The sequence below is a fragment of the Variovorax sp. EL159 genome (assembly GCF_900100965.1).
In the GTDB taxonomy this organism is placed as follows: Bacteria; Pseudomonadota; Gammaproteobacteria; order Burkholderiales; family Burkholderiaceae_C; genus Variovorax.
Genome location: NZ_FMUJ01000002.1, coordinates 1,067,632 through 1,082,482 on the forward strand (window position 1 = coordinate 1,067,632; position 14,851 = coordinate 1,082,482).

Sequence of the window (14,851 nt, forward strand, 5' to 3'; positions counted from 1 at the left end):
GTGTCGCCGCCGCGTCATACCGGTTGGCGAGACTGCATTTGTCTAGACGACTTGAGGCCCAGCCACATGAACACTCTCCTTCACATCCGCCAGCTCAACAAGCACTTCGCCAACGGGCGGCATGCATTGCGCGACATCAACCTCGACGTGGCGCGCGGCGAGATGGTGGCGCTGATCGGCGCCTCGGGCTCGGGCAAGTCGACGCTGCTGCGGCACATCGCAGGGCTGGTGGCGGCCGATGGCGCGACGCAGTCGCTGGTGGAAATCGACGGGCGCTGCGTGCAGCAGGGCGGCCGCATCCACCGCGACATCCGCCAGGTGCGCTCGCAGGTGGGCTTCGTGTTCCAGCAGTTCAACCTCGTGGCACGGCTGCCGGTGCTGGTCAATGTGCTGGTCGGCTCGCTGCACCGCATGCCGTGGTGGCGCAGCTGGATGCGGATCTTCAATGCGCAGGAGCGCGCACTGGCCCTCGATGCGCTGGCGCGCGTGGGCATTGCCGACTGCCACGCGCAGCGCGCGTCCACGCTGTCGGGCGGCCAGCAGCAGCGCGCCGCCATCGCACGCACGCTGGTGCAGGGCGCCAAGGTGGTGCTGGCCGACGAGCCGATTGCGTCGCTGGACCCGGAATCGTCGCGCAAGGTCATGGAGATCCTGGCGCGCATCAATCGCGAAGACGGCTGCACCGTGGTCGTGTCGCTGCACCAGGTCGACATCGCCATGAAGTACTGCCCGCGCGTGGTGGCGCTGAACCAGGGCCAGGTGGTGTTCGACGGGCCTTCATCCGCGCTCACGCCCGAGCTGCTGCATGCGCTGTACGGCGTGCAGGCCGAAGAGCTTCTGCGGCCGGCGGGGCCGACGGGGCCTGTTGCAGCTGAGGGCGCGAGCGTGCACGTGCTGCCGCAGCCCGCCGTGGTGTCCTGGGCGACGCGCCCGGCAAAGGCCGCCTGAACCGTACGCGTCTTCCCGACGTTTCCTTTCTCTTTTTTTCGTTCCCCTTTTTGGAGTCATCCATGATCAAGAAACTCTGCGCAGCCCTGGCCCTCGGCCTGGGCATGGTCGGCGCGTTCGCGCAGGACATCAACTTCGGCATCATCTCGACAGAGGCGACGCAGAACCTCAAGGGCGACTGGCAGCCGCTGATCGACGACATGAGCCGGCAGACCGGCCTGAAGGTCACGGCCTTCTTCGCGCCCGACTACGCCGGCATCATCGAAGCCATGCGCTTCAACAAGGTGCAGCTCGGCTGGTTCGGCAACAAGTCGGCCATGGAAGCGGTGGACCGCGCCAGCGGCGAAGTGTTTGCGCAGATGGTCAATGCCGACGGCACGCAGGGCTACTACTCGCACCTGATCGTCAACCGCGAGAGCCCGCTCAACACGCTCGACGACGTGCTGAAGAACGCCAAGAGCCTGAGCTTCGGCAACGGCGACCCGAACTCCACCTCGGGCTACCTCGTGCCCGGCTTCTACGTCTTTGCGCAGAACAAGGTCGATGCCAAGACCGCGTTCAAGGTCACGCGCAGCGCCAACCACGAAACCAACGCGCTGGCGGTGGCCAACAAGCAGGTCGACGTGGCGACCAACAACAGCGAGAACCTGGAGAAGGTCAAGGAGCGCTTTCCGGAGAAGTTCAAGGACATCAAGATCGTCTGGACCTCGCCGCTGATCCCGCTCGACCCGCTGGTCATGCGCAAGGACCTGCCCGAAGCCACCAAGACGAAGCTGAAGAACTTCTTCTTCAACTACGCCAAGACCGATGCGCGCGAGAAAGAGATCGTCATGAAGATCTCCAAGCTCTCGGGCTTCAAGGAATCGAGCGACAAGCAACTGGTGCCGATTCGCCAGCTTGACCTGTTCGGCCAGCGCACCAAGATCGAAGCCGACACCGTGCTGAGCGACGCCGACAAGAAGACGCGCCTGGCCGACATCGACAAGAAGCTGGCCGCGCTGAACTGAGCGCACGCAGCAGCAGCACCACCGACCGAACGCCATGCCCTCGACGATCCCCATGACCCGCCCGCCGCTTGCCACCGCGGTTCCCAAGCGCAACCTGGCGTGGCAGCTTTCGTGGGCGGTGCTGCTGGTGCTGCTGCTCGCCTCGTGGAAGGGGGCGGACATGCGGCCGCTCGACCTGATCCGGGACAGCGGCAACATGGCGACCTACGCCGCCGAGTTCTTTCCGCCCAACTTCACGCAGTGGCGCATGTACCTGCAGGAGATGGTGGTCACGCTGCAGATCGCGCTGTGGGGCACGGCGCTGGCGGTGCTGACGGCGGTGCCGCTGGCGCTGCTGGCCTCGGCCAACATCGTGCCGTGGTGGGTCTACCAGCCGATGCGCCGGCTGATGGACAGCTGCCGGGCCATCAACGAGATGGTGTTCGCGATGCTGTTCGTGGTGGCCGTGGGCCTGGGGCCGTTCGCCGGCGTGCTGGCGCTCTGGGTGCATACGACGGGCGTGCTGGCCAAGCTCTTTGCCGAAGCGGTGGAGGCGATCGACCCGCAGCCGGTCGAGGGCATCCGCTCCACCGGCGCGAGCGCGCTGCACGAGATCGTGTACGGCGTGCTGCCGCAGGTAATGCCGTTGTGGATCTCGTATGCGCTGTACCGCTTCGAGTCGAACGTGCGCTCGGCGTCGGTGGTGGGCATGGTGGGCGCGGGCGGCATCGGCGTGGTGCTGTGGGAGATCATTCGCGGCTTCCAGTACGCCGAGACCTGCGCGGTGATGATCATCATCGTGGTGAGCGTGAGCGCCATCGACCTGGTGTCGGCGCGCATCCGCAAGGTGTTGGTCTAGGCGCGCGGCATGGCCCTGACGCTCGATGACATCGCACTGCTGCTGGCCGGACCTGGCCAGCGGCAATACGGCCGCGAAGCCGTGAGCCAGCTCGACCACGCGTTGCAGTGCGCGGCGCTGGCGGAAGAGGCAGGCGAGAGCACCGAGACCGTGGTGGCAGCGCTGCTGCACGACCTCGGCCATCTGCTCGCGCCCGAGAACGCGCAGGAGGAGGCCGCGACACCACGGGCGCGCGACGACCTGCACCAGTACATCGCGCTGCCTTTCCTGCATGGGGTGTTTCCACTCGGCGTGCTGGCGCCGATCCGCCTGCATGTGGATGCGAAGCGCTGCCTGTGCACGCTCGACGCGGGCTACTGGGCCACGCTGTCGCCGGCTTCGAAGCACAGCCTCGAGCTGCAGGGTGGCCGCCACACGCAGGAAGAAGCGGAGGCCTTCATGCGCCTGCCGTTCGCCGAGGAGTCGCTGCGCGTGCGCCGCTACGACGACCTGGCCAAGGTGAAGGGCAGGGTGACGCCGCCGCTGGCGCACTATCTGCAGAAGATGGCGCAGGTCGCGCTGTAGGCACGGCAGATGAGCCGCAGTGCGCCGTCGCGCGCGCCGAAGTAGCGCCGCAAGGCACATCAGGCATCACGGAAAGATACTGCGCAAGCACGACACCGCGAAAACCAGCGGCCCGGAAACAATGCCCTCGCCCTTGTGCGAACCCGCTCCAGGGCATGCGTGTTCAACTCCGGAAAGTCCATGACGCTCCCGCGTCGCTTGTATGAGAGATCTTGTGTTCCAGTTCGTCGGTGTGGTTCTTCTGGCCGACTTCATCAGTGGTCTCGTGCATTGGGCGGAAGACGCCTACGTCCGCAAGGAAACGCCCGTGGTGGGCAAATGGATCGGCGAGGCCAACATCGAGCACCACGTGCGGCCCCGCGCCTTCGTGCTGCGCGGCTGGTGGGCCAGTTCGTGGGACCTGGTGCTCACCGGTGCGCTGGTGCTGATGGGCGCCTGGTGGCTCAAGGCGCTGACCTGGAAGGTGTGGCTTTTCACGGCGGTGAGCATCAATGCCAATCAGGTCCACAAGTGGGCGCACCGCGCGCCGCACGAGAACGGCCGGTTGATCACGATGCTGCAGAAGCTCAGGCTGCTGCAGACGCAGCGCCACCATGCGCAGCACCATGCGGGGCAGAAGAACTCGCACTACTGCTCGATCACCAACTTTCTCAACCCGTTGCTGGAAGAAATCAATTTCTGGAAGGGAGTGGAGTACGTGATCGAGAAGACGCTGGGCTGCAAGCGCAAGCCCGACATTTCCGTGAAGGCGATTGCGCGGGCCGCCTGAGGCTGAAAAGGGGAGATCCGGGCCGGCTGGTCAGCATGAAATGCAACATGGTTGCGATGGTTCATATAATGCAATGCTGTTGCATATATGGAGTTCGCCACGATGACCGCCCGTCTCCCCGTTACCGTGCTGTCCGGTTTTCTCGGCGCCGGCAAGACCACGCTGCTGAACCACATCCTCCACAACCGGGAGGGGCGCCGCGTGGCGGTGATCGTCAACGACATGAGCGAGGTCAACATCGACGCCGCGCTGGTGCGCGACGGTGGCGCCGAGCTGTCGCGCACCGACGAGAAGCTGGTCGAGATGAGCAACGGCTGCATCTGCTGCACCCTGCGCGAAGACCTGCTGATCGAGGTCGGGCGGCTCGCCAAGGAAGGGCGCTTCGACCAGTTGGTGATCGAGTCCACCGGCATTTCAGAACCCTTGCCGGTGGCCGAGACCTTCACCTTTGCCGGTGAAGACGGCAAGAGCCTGGCCGACGTGGCCCGGCTCGACACCATGGTGACGGTGGTCGATGCCTTCAATTTTCTGCGCGACTACGGCTCGGCCGACAGCCTGGGCGCGCGCGGCCAGTCGCTCGGCGACGAGGACACGCGCACGGTGGTCGACCTCTTGATCGAGCAGATCGAGTTCTGCGACGTTCTGGTGGTCAACAAGACGGATCTGGTGACGCTCGAAGAGCGCGAGCGTCTGATGGCGATCCTGCACAGCCTGAACCCGCGCGCCCGCATCGAGGTGTCGGAGTTCGGCCGCGTGGCGCTCGACCGCGTGCTCGACACCGGCCTGTTCGATTTCGAGCAGGCCGAGCAGGCGCCCGGCTGGCTGGCCGAACTGCGCGGCGAGCACGCGCCCGAGAGCGAAACCTACGGCATCGGCAGCTTTGTCTACCGCTCGCGGCTGCCGTTCCACCCGATGCGCTTCTGGAAGCTGGTGCAAACCGAATGGGAGGGCGTGGTGCGCTACAAGGGCTTATTCTGGCTTGCCAGCCGCGCCACGCGGGCGGGCTCATGGTCGCAGGCCGGTGGCGCCTGCCGTTATGGCGCGGCGGGCTTCTGGTGGGCGGCGGTGCCGCGCGAGCACTGGCCGACCGACCCCGAGGCGCTCGAGATGATCCGCAAGAACTGGGACCCGGCCACCGGCGACGCCCGGCAGGAGCTGGTGCTGATCGGCATCGGCATGGACGAAGCCGACCTTCGCGCGAAATTCGATGCCTGCCTGCTCACCGAAAACGAGATGCGCTTCGGTGCTTCGTGGTGGCAGAACTTTTCGGACCCCTTCCCGTCCTGGAACGCATAGGCCGCTGCCTGTGCGCGAAGCCCGAGGGGCCGAGTGCCTATCGGGCGCAGTCGCCGCAGGTGCCGTGCAGCGTCAGCGCCGTGTGGCGCGTGTCGATGCCCTGCTTGCGCAGCGCCTTCCCCAGCCGGCCCATCACCTTGGGCAGTTCGGGGTCCGAAGGCAGCGCCAGCACCTTGTGGCACTGGTCGCATTCGAAGGTGTTGCCCGAGGCGGCTTCCACGTGGCGCGAGAAGCGATTGACCCGATCGGGGCCCACGCGGCGGTCGCACAGGCCGGCTTCAACCAGCCGGTCGAGCACGCGGTAGATGGTCACGCGGTCGGGTGCCTCGCCGGCTGCGGCGGTGTAGGCGGCGGCCACTTCCTCGTGCGTCAGGGGCTGGGAGTTGTGTTCGAGCAGTTCGAGCACCGTCTGGGCGGCGCGTGTCACGCGCAGGCCGCTGTCGCGCAACAGGGATTCGCTGTCGAATGCAGCGGCGGCGAGCGGGGGCTTCGGGTGCGGGTTCGTGGTCTTCATGCGAAACGACATTGTGTTGCATCCCCGGGCCTGTTGTGCAAATCCGCGAAAAATCGCCCGCCTGCCATGCCAGATAATCGCCCGCATCGAGATCACCGGGCGGCACGGACAGCATGGACACAGAGGGGGGCGGCGACGTACTCAGCCACGTGCTTGCGACGTACAAGTCCGAGCGGGCGGTCACGGCCCGCTTTTCGCTGACCGCTCCCTGGGCGCTGCACTCGACCGGGGTCGATGGCCCGCTGATCCGCATGTGCACCGGCGCGCCGTACTGGATCGCGGTGGACGGTGCCGAGCCGGTGGCCATTGCGCCGCACGACATCGCGATGCTGCCGCAGGGCAGCGCCCACACGGTGTCTTCCGCGCCGGGGCTCGAAGCCCAACCCTTTCGCGACCTGATCGCGGCCCACTCGGTCGGCCGGCACGGCGACCACCCGATCGTGTTTTCGCATGGCGGCGGTGGCCCGGCGACCGAGCTGTTCTCGCTGCACCTCTGGATGCCGGCGGAAGGCCTGGGTTCCATCATGGCTAGCCTGCCGCCGCTGATCGTGCTGCGGAAGGCGCAGATTGCCACCACCGCATCGCTCGCGCAGACCATGGAGTCGCTGGTGAACGCGACCATCGCGCAACGGCCGGGCTGGCAACTGTCGGCGGCGCGCATGGCCGATCTGCTGCTGGTGCACATCCTCTGCGAGCACCTCTATGCCCAGCCCCAGGACCGGCAGGCGCAGCAGACCGGCCGGCTGCGCGGGCTGGACGACGAGAGCATCGCCCGCGCGATGTCGCTGATGCACGAGCGGCCGGGGCATCCGTGGTCGGTGGCGACGCTGGCGCAGGCCAGCTACCTTTCGCGCACGATCTTCAGCGAACGCTTCCGCGCGCTGGTGGGCGTGACGCCCATGCATTACCTGGGCTCCTGGCGCATGACGCTGGCGGCCGAGAAGCTCAAGAACCGGCAACTGAGCCTGCACCAGGTGGCCGAGGCCGTGGGCTATGCATCAGAAAAGGCGTTCTCGCGCGCCTTCCAGCGCTGGACCGGCATGACGCCCAGCGCCTACGCCCGCCAGCACGGCGGGCCCGCATCCGGCTGATTCGGGCCCGGCCTGTCGAGCCGGACGAATGGTGCCCAAATCCGGCGTGCCGGAGGTTGAGCCGCCTGCAGGTGCGCCGAACAATCGGCGCATGCCCATCCAACGCCAAAGAGTCATTCCCGAAGTCCGCAACCCGGCGCTCGAAAATTCCCTCGTGAAGCCGATCGCAACCGGCGACAACCAGCAGCGCGAAGCCACGGTGAAGAACACCGACGGCGAGCCGCTGCTGCAGTTCGAGGGCCGCAGCAACCCTTACCTGGAGCACCAGCGCAACGACCTGCTGCTGAGCATCCAGCACATGCGCAGCGAAGGCCACGACGAGATGGTCTTCATGTGCATCACGCATTGCAAGGAACTGACCTTCAAGGCACTGCACTACGAGCTGGTGAACATGCAGGTGCGCGTTCGCGGCGACGACGTGGCCGGTGCGCTGCAACTGGTGCCGCGGGTGCGTGCGCTGCTGGAGTTTTTGGGCAAGACCTGGGACGTGCTCTCGACCATCACGCCGCACGAGTTCAACCAGTTCCGCAACACGCTGGGCATTGCCTCGGGCCAGCAGTCGTACATGTACCGGCATGTGGAGTTCGTGCTGGGCAACAAGTCGGTGCCGCTGGCGCGCGCGCATGCGAACAACCCCGACGTGTGGCCCTACATGGAAAGGGCGCTGAACTCGCCGAGCCTCTACGACGACGTGCTCGCGCTGCTGCACCGCCGCGACATCGCGGTGCCGCCCGAGGCGCTGTCGCGCGACTGGTCTGCGCCCTATGTGGTGAACCCGGGCGTCGAGGCCGCCTGGCTGTGGGTGTACGGCGACCCGACGCCGGAGAACGACCTGTACCGGCTCGGCGAGGCGTTGATGGACATTGCCGATGTGTTCTCGCAATACCGCTGGCGGCACTTCGTGTCGGTCGAGCGCATCCTCGGCTTCAAGCCGGGCACGGGCGGCTCGGCCGGCGTGGGGTGGCTGCGCAGCGTGGTCGATCACCGGTTCTTTCCCGAGCTGTGGTCTGTTCGCACGCAACTCTGAGGCGCCCGTTCATGACCACTACAAACAGGGTGCTGATCGTCGGCGCCGGCATCGCGGGTTGTGCCGCGGCCATCGCGCTGGCCGACAAGGGCATGCACGTCACGTTGATCGAGAAGCAGGCCGAGTGGCGCTTCCAGAGCTCGGGCATCTTCATCTACAGCAACGGGCTGGAGGCGTTGCGCAGCGTCGGGGTGCTGCCGCAGATCCTCGATGCGGGTTTCGGCATCGCGGACGGGCGCAACGTGTACCTCGACCACCATGGCGCGCCGATCGTCGATGTGTTCTATCCGCGCTCGCACGGCGGCGCGGTGCCGATCCTCGGTATCAAGCGTGCGGAGATGCATCGCATCCTCGCGGGTCGGCTCGGTGCGCTCGGCGTCGAGATCCGGCTGGCGACGACGACGGAGAAGATCCATTCGCCCGCCGACAGCGATCACGCGGAAGTCACGCTGTCCGACGGATCGACGCAGCACTTCGACCTGGCCATCGGCGCGGACGGCATCCGATCGCAGGTCCGCGAGGCCGTGACCGGACCCGTGGCGCCGCGCTACACCGGCTTCGGCGTATGGCGCAGCGTGCACGAGCGACCGCGCACGCTCGACGCAAAGATCATGATGATGGGCGTCGGCAAGCGGCTGGGCATCATGCCGATCAGCGACGACAGGCTCTACATCTTCGGCACGGTGAGCGAGCCGGTCGACCGCTGGTATCCAAGGGCGCAGTGGCCCGCGCTGATGCGCGAGCGGTTCGCGGAATTCGGTGGCCCGGCGCGGCAGTTTCTCGATCGGCTCTCGGCGGATTCGGAAGTGCTCTACACGGCGGTCGAGGAAGTGCAGGCGCCCTTGCCCTGGCACGCGGGCCGCGTGCTGCTGATCGGCGACGCGGCGCACGCCTCGACGCCGTTCATGGGGCAGGGCGGCGCCATGGCCGTGGAAGATGCCGTGGTTCTGGCCGAGATGCTTGCGGCGGATGGCATCGGCGAGCAGACCCTGCAGGCTTTCGGTCGACGACGCTACCCGATGTGCAGGTTCGTGCAGGATGCCTCACGCAAGGTCGGCGAGGCGGGCGCGGTGGAAGACGCCGCAAGCTGCGCGCGCCGCAACACCGCGATGCAGGCCACGGCCCAGCAGCAGGTCGATGCCTTCTATCGCGAACTCGATGCGCTGCGCGGGGTGCCGGTTTGACGGGCCTGCATATGCCCGGATGCAGCTAAGCATCTGACGAATACGTCGTTTGCGCAGGGGCGGGTGCGCGACAGAATTGCGCGCTTTGCCTTCCGCAACCGAGAGCCTTCCTTCCATGCGTGCCCATTCCCTGCTGAAACCCTTCCTTGCACTGTGGGCCGGTGCCTTGCTGGCCATGGGGGCGCAGGCGCAGCAACCACAACAGGCGGGAAGCTACCCCTCGAAGCCCGTGCACATCACGGTCGCGAACACGCCCGGCAGCTCGCCCGACGTGCTGGCGCGCTACCTTGCGCAACGCCTGTCGGAGCAGTGGAAGCAGCCGGTGGTGGTCGACAACCGCGCCGGGGCGGCGGGCATCCTGGCGGCCGATGGGCTGGCCAAGGCGCAGCCCGACGGCTACTCGCTGCTGGTGGGCGCCGACGGCCCGATCACCATTCTTCCCAACATCCAGGCCGGCTTGCCCTACGACGCGCGGCGCGATCTCGTGCCGGTGGTGTCGCTCGGGCAGATCGACTTCGTGCTGGTGGCCAACCCGAAGACGGGCTTTCGCACCGTGGCCGACTTCGTTCGCGCGGCCAAGGCGCATCCCGGCCACCTGAACTACGCCTCGGCCGGCAACGGCAGCCCGCAGCAGCTCAGCATGGAGCTGCTCAAGCAGAAGACGGGCATCTACGTCACCCACATCCCGTACCGGGGCGGGCCGCTGGGCATGCAGGACGTGATCGCGGGGCAGGTCGACGTGATGTTCATTGCCGTGGGCCCGGCGTTGCCGCACATCCGCAGCGGCCGGCTGGTGGCATTGGGCACCAGTGGCGAAAAGCGCCACGCGCTGTTGCCCGAAGTGCCGACCGTGGGCGAGAGCTACGCGGGCTACCGCTCGGGCACGTGGTTCGGCCTGTTCGCGCCGGCGCGCACGCCGCAGCCGGTGCTCGATGCCATCGCGGCCGAAGCCGGGCGCATCGTTCAGGCGCCGGCCGCCCGCGCCGAACTCGCGCTGCAGGGCATCGAGGCCACCGGCCATCCGCAGCGCCAGTTCCAGACGCAAGTGAACGCCGAGTACGCGCGCTACGCGCAGATCGTGAAGGCGGTCGGCATCAAGGCCGAGTAACTTTCGGCAACGGCCGAACCGGCCTGGCCGGTGCCCTGGCGAAGGCCTTGGTACGGCTGTCGCGGCGGGCTTGTGGTTTCGGGGCCTTCCTGGGTGGGGCGGCCCGAATGCGCTAAGGTCTGGCCATTCGCGTCTTTGAATACCTTTGCCCGACCATGTCCCGTCCCCCCATCGAAATCGAAACCGCCCCCAACCCCACCGCCACGGTGATCGTGATGCACGGCCTTGGCGCCGACGGCAACGACTTCGTGCCGATCGCCAACGAGCTCGACCTGTCGGGCGTGGGCCCGGTGCGTTTCGTGTTTCCCAATGCGCCGGTGATCCCCGTCACGCTGAATGGCGGCTACCAGATGCCGGCGTGGTTCGACATCGCGGCGGCCGATTTCAACGTGCAGGAAGACGCGGCCGGCCTGCGCCGCTCCCAGGCCACCATCGAGGCGGTGATCGCCAACGAAAAGGCCCGTGGCATCGCCGCCGGCCGGATCGTGGTGGCAGGCTTTTCCCAGGGCTGCGCGATGGCGCTGCTGACCGGCCTGCGCCACACCGAGCGCCTAGCGGGCATCGTCGGCATGTCGGGCTGGTTGCCGCTGGCGGCCAGCACCGCGGCCGAGCGCCATGCGGCCAACCACGACACGCCGGTGTTCCTCGGCCACGGCCGGCAAGACCCGATGGTGCCCATTGCCAGGGCGCTCCAGTCGCGCGATGCGCTCGCAGCATTGGGTTACACCGTCGAGTGGCACGAGTACACGATGGCGCATTCGGTCTGCATGGAAGAAATTGCCGACCTGAACCGCTTCCTGCTGCGCGTGCTGGGCTGAACAGGCCCCTTCGCGCAGGCCCACGAGAGAAAAGGAGACAACGACATGATCCTGGTCATCGGACACGCCCTCGCCAAGCCCGACACCCTGCAGGCGATGCTGGCCATCAGCGTGGAGCATGTGCTGCGCTCGCGCGCCGAGCCCGGCTGTATCTCGCACGAAGTCACGACCGACGTGCAAGACCCGCTGCGCCTGACCTTCGTGGAGCGCTGGAGCGACATGGCCACGCTGCAGGCCCACTTTCGCGTCGATGCCTCGCGCGCCTTCGGCAAGGCGCTCGCGGCCATGGCCGACGGCACGCCGGAGATCCACGTCTACCAGTCGGACGAGATCGACCTGTCGGCGGGCCGCGCCAAGGGCTGAATCGCGCTCGCCGAACAACCGGTCAACGACCATGCCGCTGCCGTTGTTTGCTATTAAAAAAGTAGCGCATCACAGGGTAGCCAACCCCGGGATTCCCTGCACGAGCAGTGCCCGCGCACCCGTGCTACCTTCCAGCCCCTCAGAAGATTGATGGGTGATAACAATATGAGCAACAGATTGCAGGAGAGGTTGGGTGCACTCTCAGCCGCACGCCTCCAGGGCATGCGCCGAGGGATCGAGAAGGAAAGCCTGCGCGCGCTGCCGGACGGCAAGCTCGCGCTGACGCCGCATCCGCTGGCGCTGGGCGCCGCGCTCACGCATCCGCACATCACGACCGACTTCAGCGAATCGCAGCTCGAACTCATCACGGGCGTGCACGCGGGCGTCGAATCGGCGCTCGAAGAGCTGACCCGGGTGCACCAGTTCACCTACCGCGTGCTCGACCAGTTGGGCGACGAGCGCCTCTGGGTGTCGAGCATGCCCTGCGGCCTGCCGACCGACGAAACCATTCCGATCGGCCGCTATGGCTCGTCGAACGTGGGCCGCGCCAAGAGCGTGTACCGCATGGGCCTGAGCCACCGCTATGGCCGCCGCATGCAGACCATCTCGGGCATTCACTACAACTGGTCGCTGCCCGACGTGTCGAGCGAGCAGTACTTTGCGTTGATCCGCAACTTCCGCCGCCACGCTTTCCTCTTGCTGTACCTGTTCGGCGCTTCGCCGGCGCTGTGTTCGAGCTTTGTCGCGGGCCGCCCGCACGAGCTGCAGCCGCTGGGCGACGGCAGCATGTTCATGCCGCACGGCACCTCGCTGCGCATGGGCCGCCTGGGCTACCAGAGCGACGCGCAGGCCTCGCTGGCCGTGAGCTACAACAGCCTCGACGGTTACGGCGCCTCGCTGCAGGACGCGCTCACGCGCCCATGGCCGGCCTACGAAGCCATCGGCATCCGCAACCTGGGCGGCGACTACAACCAGCTCGGCACCAGCCTGTTGCAGATCGAGAACGAGTTCTACGGCACCATCCGCCCCAAGCGCGTGATCAATCCCGGCGAGCGCCCGCTGCATGCGCTGCGCGAGCGCGGTGTCGAATACGTCGAAGTGCGGCTGATGGACCTCGACCCCTTCGAGACCGTCGGCATCAACGCGCAGACCATGCGCTTCATCGACGTGTTCCTGCTGCACTGCCTGCTGAGCGACAGCCCCGACGACACGCCGCAAGAAATCGCCGACCTCGCCCGCAACCAGCACCTGACGGCCGCGCGCGGCCGCGAGCCGGGCCTGCGCCTTGCGCGTGGCGGCAGCGAAGTGGTGCTGGCCGACTGGGGGCTTGAGCTGGTCGAGCAATGCCTGCCCATCGCCGCCGCGCTCGATGCCGCCCACGGCGGCACGCAGCACACCGAGGCGGTGCACGCCGCCAGGGCCGCGCTGCAGAACCCCGACAGCCTGCCTTCGGCACGCGTGCTCGCGGCCATCGAGCAGCAGCACGGCAACTCCTTCGTCGGTTTCGTGCGGGCCCAGTCCGAGCAGACCCGCGCGACCTTGCTGGGTCTGCCGTTCTCGGCCGCGCAGCAGGCCGAGTTCGAGCAGATGACGGCCGAGTCGATCCAGGAGCAAAAGCGCATCGAGGCCGCCGACACGCTGCCCTTCGAGATCTATCGCGAGCAGTACGTCTCGCCCGCGCGCCTGGGCATGGCCCGCGGCCGCATGGCCGTCGCTGCCTAGCTCGACATCCAACGGCGGACAGCGGCGGGGGCCGATGGCCTACAGGGTTTGACCTGTATGGCCCACCGCACGCGCCGCCGGGGCTGCGAGGATGGCATCCATGCATTGCGCAAGCTCCGACCCGGCGAGGTCGCCATGACTTTCAAGGCCTACCTGGTGGAGGACAGCCCCGTGATCCGCGAGAACCTCGTCGGTTTTCTGGAGGACGTGGCCGACGCGGAGGTCGTCGCCTCGGCCAGCACCGAGGACGAAGCCATCACCTGGCTGGGCCTGCACCGCGACGACTGGGACATGACCATCGTCGACCTGTTCCTCAAGCGCGGCAACGGGCTCGGCGTGATCCACGCGTGCCGCAACCGCGCACCGCACCAGAAGGTGGTGGTGCTCAGCAACTACGCCACCGCCGACATGCGCCAGCGCTCCGAACAGCTGGGCGCCGATGCCTTCTTCGACAAATCGGCCGAGCTCGACCAGCTCGTGGCCTATTGCGACCTGGTCCGCTCGTCGCACGAGTGACTGGGGCCGCGCGCGGGTGACTGCGCCGGGGTGTCTTTCTGGGGTAAAACGCCACGCTGCCGCACAGCGGCAACCGAATACCGGCAACTCCCAAGGAAAGCGACAGAGACACCATGAGCAGCAGCAACAGCATTGACTTCAAGGGCCGCGTGGCCATCGTGACCGGCGCGGGCGGCGGCCTGGGCCGCCAGCATGCGCTGGCCCTGGCGGCGCGCGGCGCCAAGGTGGTGGTCAACGATCTGGGTGGCGCGCGCGACGGCTCCGGCGGCTCGGTCAGCGCCGCGCAGGCGGTGGTCGACGAGATCAAGGCCGCCGGCGGCGAGGCCATTGCCAACGGCGCCTCGGTCACCGATTTCGCGGCCGTGCAGGCCATGGTCAAGCAGGCGGTGGATGCCTGGGGCCGCGTCGACATCCTCGTGAACAACGCCGGCATCCTGCGCGACAAGAGCTTCGCCAAGATGGAGCTGGCCGACTTCCAGCTGGTGGTCGACGTGCACCTGATGGGCGCCGTGAACTGCACCAAGGCCGTCTGGGCGCTCATGAACGAGCAGAAGTACGGCCGCATCGTGATGACCACCTCGTCCACCGGCCTGTACGGCAACTTCGGCCAGAGCAACTACGGCGCCGCCAAGCTGGCGCTGGTGGGCCTGATGCAGACGCTGAGCATCGAAGGCGCCAAGAACGACATCCGCGTGAACTGCCTGGCGCCCACCGCCGCCACCCGCATGACCGAGGACCTGTTCCCCAAGGACATGCTCGAAGCCTTCCAGCCCGAGGCCGTGGTGCCCGCCATGCTGGTGCTGGCTTCGCAGGACGCGCCCAACCGCACCGTGCTGTGCGCCGGTGCCGGCGTGTTCGAGGCCGCCCACATCACGCTGACGCAGGGCGCGTGGCTGGGCATCGGCCCCGACGTGCCCGAGCAGCTGGCCGAACGGCTGGCCGAAGTGACTTCGCGCGATGGCGAAGCCGTGCCGCAGAGCGGTGCCGCGCAGGGCGGCAACGAGGTCGCCAAGGCGAAGGCCGGCGCGGGCGCCCGCAAGGGCTGAGCGCGCGGCGCCGTTCATGGCGCCGTTCGTGGCGCTTGAC

Annotated in this window: 16 protein-coding genes; 15 read left to right on the forward strand and 1 reads right to left on the reverse strand. The window is 67.3% G+C overall.

All coding sequences use genetic code 11. The features are described from left to right. Positions 1-66: 66 nt before the first annotated feature. From phnC to zigA, 6 genes are all read left to right on the forward strand, one after another. The gene (phnC, locus tag BLQ28_RS11175) at positions 67-948 is read left to right on the forward strand and encodes a phosphonate ABC transporter ATP-binding protein (protein WP_093239073.1); all 882 of its coding nucleotides are present in this window, start codon (positions 67-69) and stop codon (positions 946-948) included. 62 nt (positions 949-1,010) lie between these two features. Further along, positions 1,011-1,955, forward strand: coding sequence for a phosphonate ABC transporter substrate-binding protein (gene phnD / locus BLQ28_RS11180; RefSeq protein ID WP_093239075.1), 945 nt, complete (start codon positions 1,011-1,013; stop codon positions 1,953-1,955). Positions 1,956-1,989: 34 nt separating this feature from the next. After that, positions 1,990-2,793, forward strand: a complete 804-nt coding sequence (gene phnE / locus BLQ28_RS11185; protein ID WP_093239076.1) for a phosphonate ABC transporter, permease protein PhnE — start codon at positions 1,990-1,992, stop codon at positions 2,791-2,793. 9 nt (positions 2,794-2,802) lie between these two features. Beyond that, the gene (locus tag BLQ28_RS11190; protein WP_093239078.1) at positions 2,803-3,357 is read left to right on the forward strand and encodes an HD domain-containing protein; all 555 of its coding nucleotides are present in this window, start codon (positions 2,803-2,805) and stop codon (positions 3,355-3,357) included. Between the two features lie 202 nt (positions 3,358-3,559). Next, complete coding sequence (locus BLQ28_RS11195) at positions 3,560-4,126, forward strand: fatty acid desaturase CarF family protein (protein WP_093239079.1); 567 nt, start codon at positions 3,560-3,562, stop codon at positions 4,124-4,126. A 102-nt stretch (positions 4,127-4,228) separates the two neighbouring features. Continuing rightward, positions 4,229-5,422, forward strand: coding sequence for a zinc metallochaperone GTPase ZigA (zigA, locus tag BLQ28_RS11200; RefSeq protein ID WP_093239458.1), 1,194 nt, complete (start codon positions 4,229-4,231; stop codon positions 5,420-5,422). A 37-nt stretch (positions 5,423-5,459) separates the two neighbouring features. Here the strand turns inward: zigA and BLQ28_RS11205 are convergent, their stop codons facing one another. Next, positions 5,460-5,936 (reverse strand): Fur family transcriptional regulator, encoded by a 477-nt coding sequence (locus BLQ28_RS11205; RefSeq protein WP_093239460.1) that lies wholly within the window; start codon positions 5,934-5,936, stop codon positions 5,460-5,462. Positions 5,937-6,049: 113 nt separating this feature from the next. Between BLQ28_RS11205 and BLQ28_RS11210 the strand changes: the two genes are divergently transcribed. The 9 genes from BLQ28_RS11210 (at position 6,050) to BLQ28_RS11250 (ending at position 14,811) form a co-directional block, all read left to right on the forward strand. Beyond that, on the forward strand, positions 6,050-7,027 hold the full coding sequence (locus BLQ28_RS11210) for an AraC family transcriptional regulator (RefSeq protein WP_093239081.1): 978 nt from the start codon (positions 6,050-6,052) through the stop codon (positions 7,025-7,027). Positions 7,028-7,118: 91 nt separating this feature from the next. Continuing rightward, on the forward strand, positions 7,119-8,054 hold the full coding sequence (locus tag BLQ28_RS11215; protein WP_093239082.1) for a tryptophan 2,3-dioxygenase: 936 nt from the start codon (positions 7,119-7,121) through the stop codon (positions 8,052-8,054). Positions 8,055-8,065: 11 nt separating this feature from the next. Next, the gene (locus BLQ28_RS11220) at positions 8,066-9,238 is read left to right on the forward strand and encodes an FAD-dependent oxidoreductase (RefSeq protein ID WP_093239084.1); all 1,173 of its coding nucleotides are present in this window, start codon (positions 8,066-8,068) and stop codon (positions 9,236-9,238) included. 115 nt (positions 9,239-9,353) lie between these two features. After that, the gene (locus BLQ28_RS11225; RefSeq protein WP_093239085.1) at positions 9,354-10,346 is read left to right on the forward strand and encodes a Bug family tripartite tricarboxylate transporter substrate binding protein; all 993 of its coding nucleotides are present in this window, start codon (positions 9,354-9,356) and stop codon (positions 10,344-10,346) included. A 155-nt stretch (positions 10,347-10,501) separates the two neighbouring features. Continuing rightward, complete coding sequence (locus BLQ28_RS11230) at positions 10,502-11,164, forward strand: alpha/beta hydrolase (protein ID WP_093239087.1); 663 nt, start codon at positions 10,502-10,504, stop codon at positions 11,162-11,164. Between the two features lie 45 nt (positions 11,165-11,209). Beyond that, positions 11,210-11,527, forward strand: a complete 318-nt coding sequence (locus BLQ28_RS11235; RefSeq protein ID WP_093239088.1) for a putative quinol monooxygenase — start codon at positions 11,210-11,212, stop codon at positions 11,525-11,527. A 165-nt stretch (positions 11,528-11,692) separates the two neighbouring features. After that, entirely contained in the window at positions 11,693-13,249 is a 1,557-nt protein-coding gene (gene gshA / locus BLQ28_RS11240; RefSeq protein ID WP_093239090.1) for a glutamate--cysteine ligase, read from the forward strand. Positions 13,250-13,384: 135 nt separating this feature from the next. Continuing rightward, positions 13,385-13,765 (forward strand): response regulator, encoded by a 381-nt coding sequence (locus tag BLQ28_RS11245; RefSeq protein ID WP_093239461.1) that lies wholly within the window; start codon positions 13,385-13,387, stop codon positions 13,763-13,765. A gap of 113 nt (positions 13,766-13,878) precedes the next feature. Continuing rightward, positions 13,879-14,811, forward strand: a complete 933-nt coding sequence (locus tag BLQ28_RS11250) for an SDR family NAD(P)-dependent oxidoreductase (RefSeq protein ID WP_093239091.1) — start codon at positions 13,879-13,881, stop codon at positions 14,809-14,811. Positions 14,812-14,851: the final 40 nt, after the last annotated feature.

Coding starts and splice junctions, on each gene's coding strand:
- gshA (WP_093239090.1), top strand. CDS start 11,693: ATGAGCAACAGATTGCAGGAGAGGTTGGGTGCACTCTCAGCCGCACGC.
- BLQ28_RS11225 (WP_093239085.1), top strand. CDS start 9,354: ATGCGTGCCCATTCCCTGCTGAAACCCTTCCTTGCACTGTGGGCCGGT.
- BLQ28_RS11190 (WP_093239078.1), top strand. CDS start 2,803: ATGGCCCTGACGCTCGATGACATCGCACTGCTGCTGGCCGGACCTGGC.
- BLQ28_RS11205 (WP_093239460.1), bottom strand. CDS start 5,936: ATGAAGACCACGAACCCGCACCCGAAGCCCCCGCTCGCCGCCGCTGCA.
- zigA (WP_093239458.1), top strand. CDS start 4,229: ATGACCGCCCGTCTCCCCGTTACCGTGCTGTCCGGTTTTCTCGGCGCC.
- BLQ28_RS11210 (WP_093239081.1), top strand. CDS start 6,050: ATGGACACAGAGGGGGGCGGCGACGTACTCAGCCACGTGCTTGCGACG.
- BLQ28_RS11245 (WP_093239461.1), top strand. CDS start 13,385: ATGACTTTCAAGGCCTACCTGGTGGAGGACAGCCCCGTGATCCGCGAG.
- BLQ28_RS11250 (WP_093239091.1), top strand. CDS start 13,879: ATGAGCAGCAGCAACAGCATTGACTTCAAGGGCCGCGTGGCCATCGTG.
- BLQ28_RS11195 (WP_093239079.1), top strand. CDS start 3,560: ATGAGAGATCTTGTGTTCCAGTTCGTCGGTGTGGTTCTTCTGGCCGAC.
- phnE (WP_093239076.1), top strand. CDS start 1,990: ATGCCCTCGACGATCCCCATGACCCGCCCGCCGCTTGCCACCGCGGTT.
- BLQ28_RS11230 (WP_093239087.1), top strand. CDS start 10,502: ATGTCCCGTCCCCCCATCGAAATCGAAACCGCCCCCAACCCCACCGCC.
- phnD (WP_093239075.1), top strand. CDS start 1,011: ATGATCAAGAAACTCTGCGCAGCCCTGGCCCTCGGCCTGGGCATGGTC.
- BLQ28_RS11215 (WP_093239082.1), top strand. CDS start 7,119: ATGCCCATCCAACGCCAAAGAGTCATTCCCGAAGTCCGCAACCCGGCG.
- phnC (WP_093239073.1), top strand. CDS start 67: ATGAACACTCTCCTTCACATCCGCCAGCTCAACAAGCACTTCGCCAAC.
- BLQ28_RS11235 (WP_093239088.1), top strand. CDS start 11,210: ATGATCCTGGTCATCGGACACGCCCTCGCCAAGCCCGACACCCTGCAG.
- BLQ28_RS11220 (WP_093239084.1), top strand. CDS start 8,066: ATGACCACTACAAACAGGGTGCTGATCGTCGGCGCCGGCATCGCGGGT.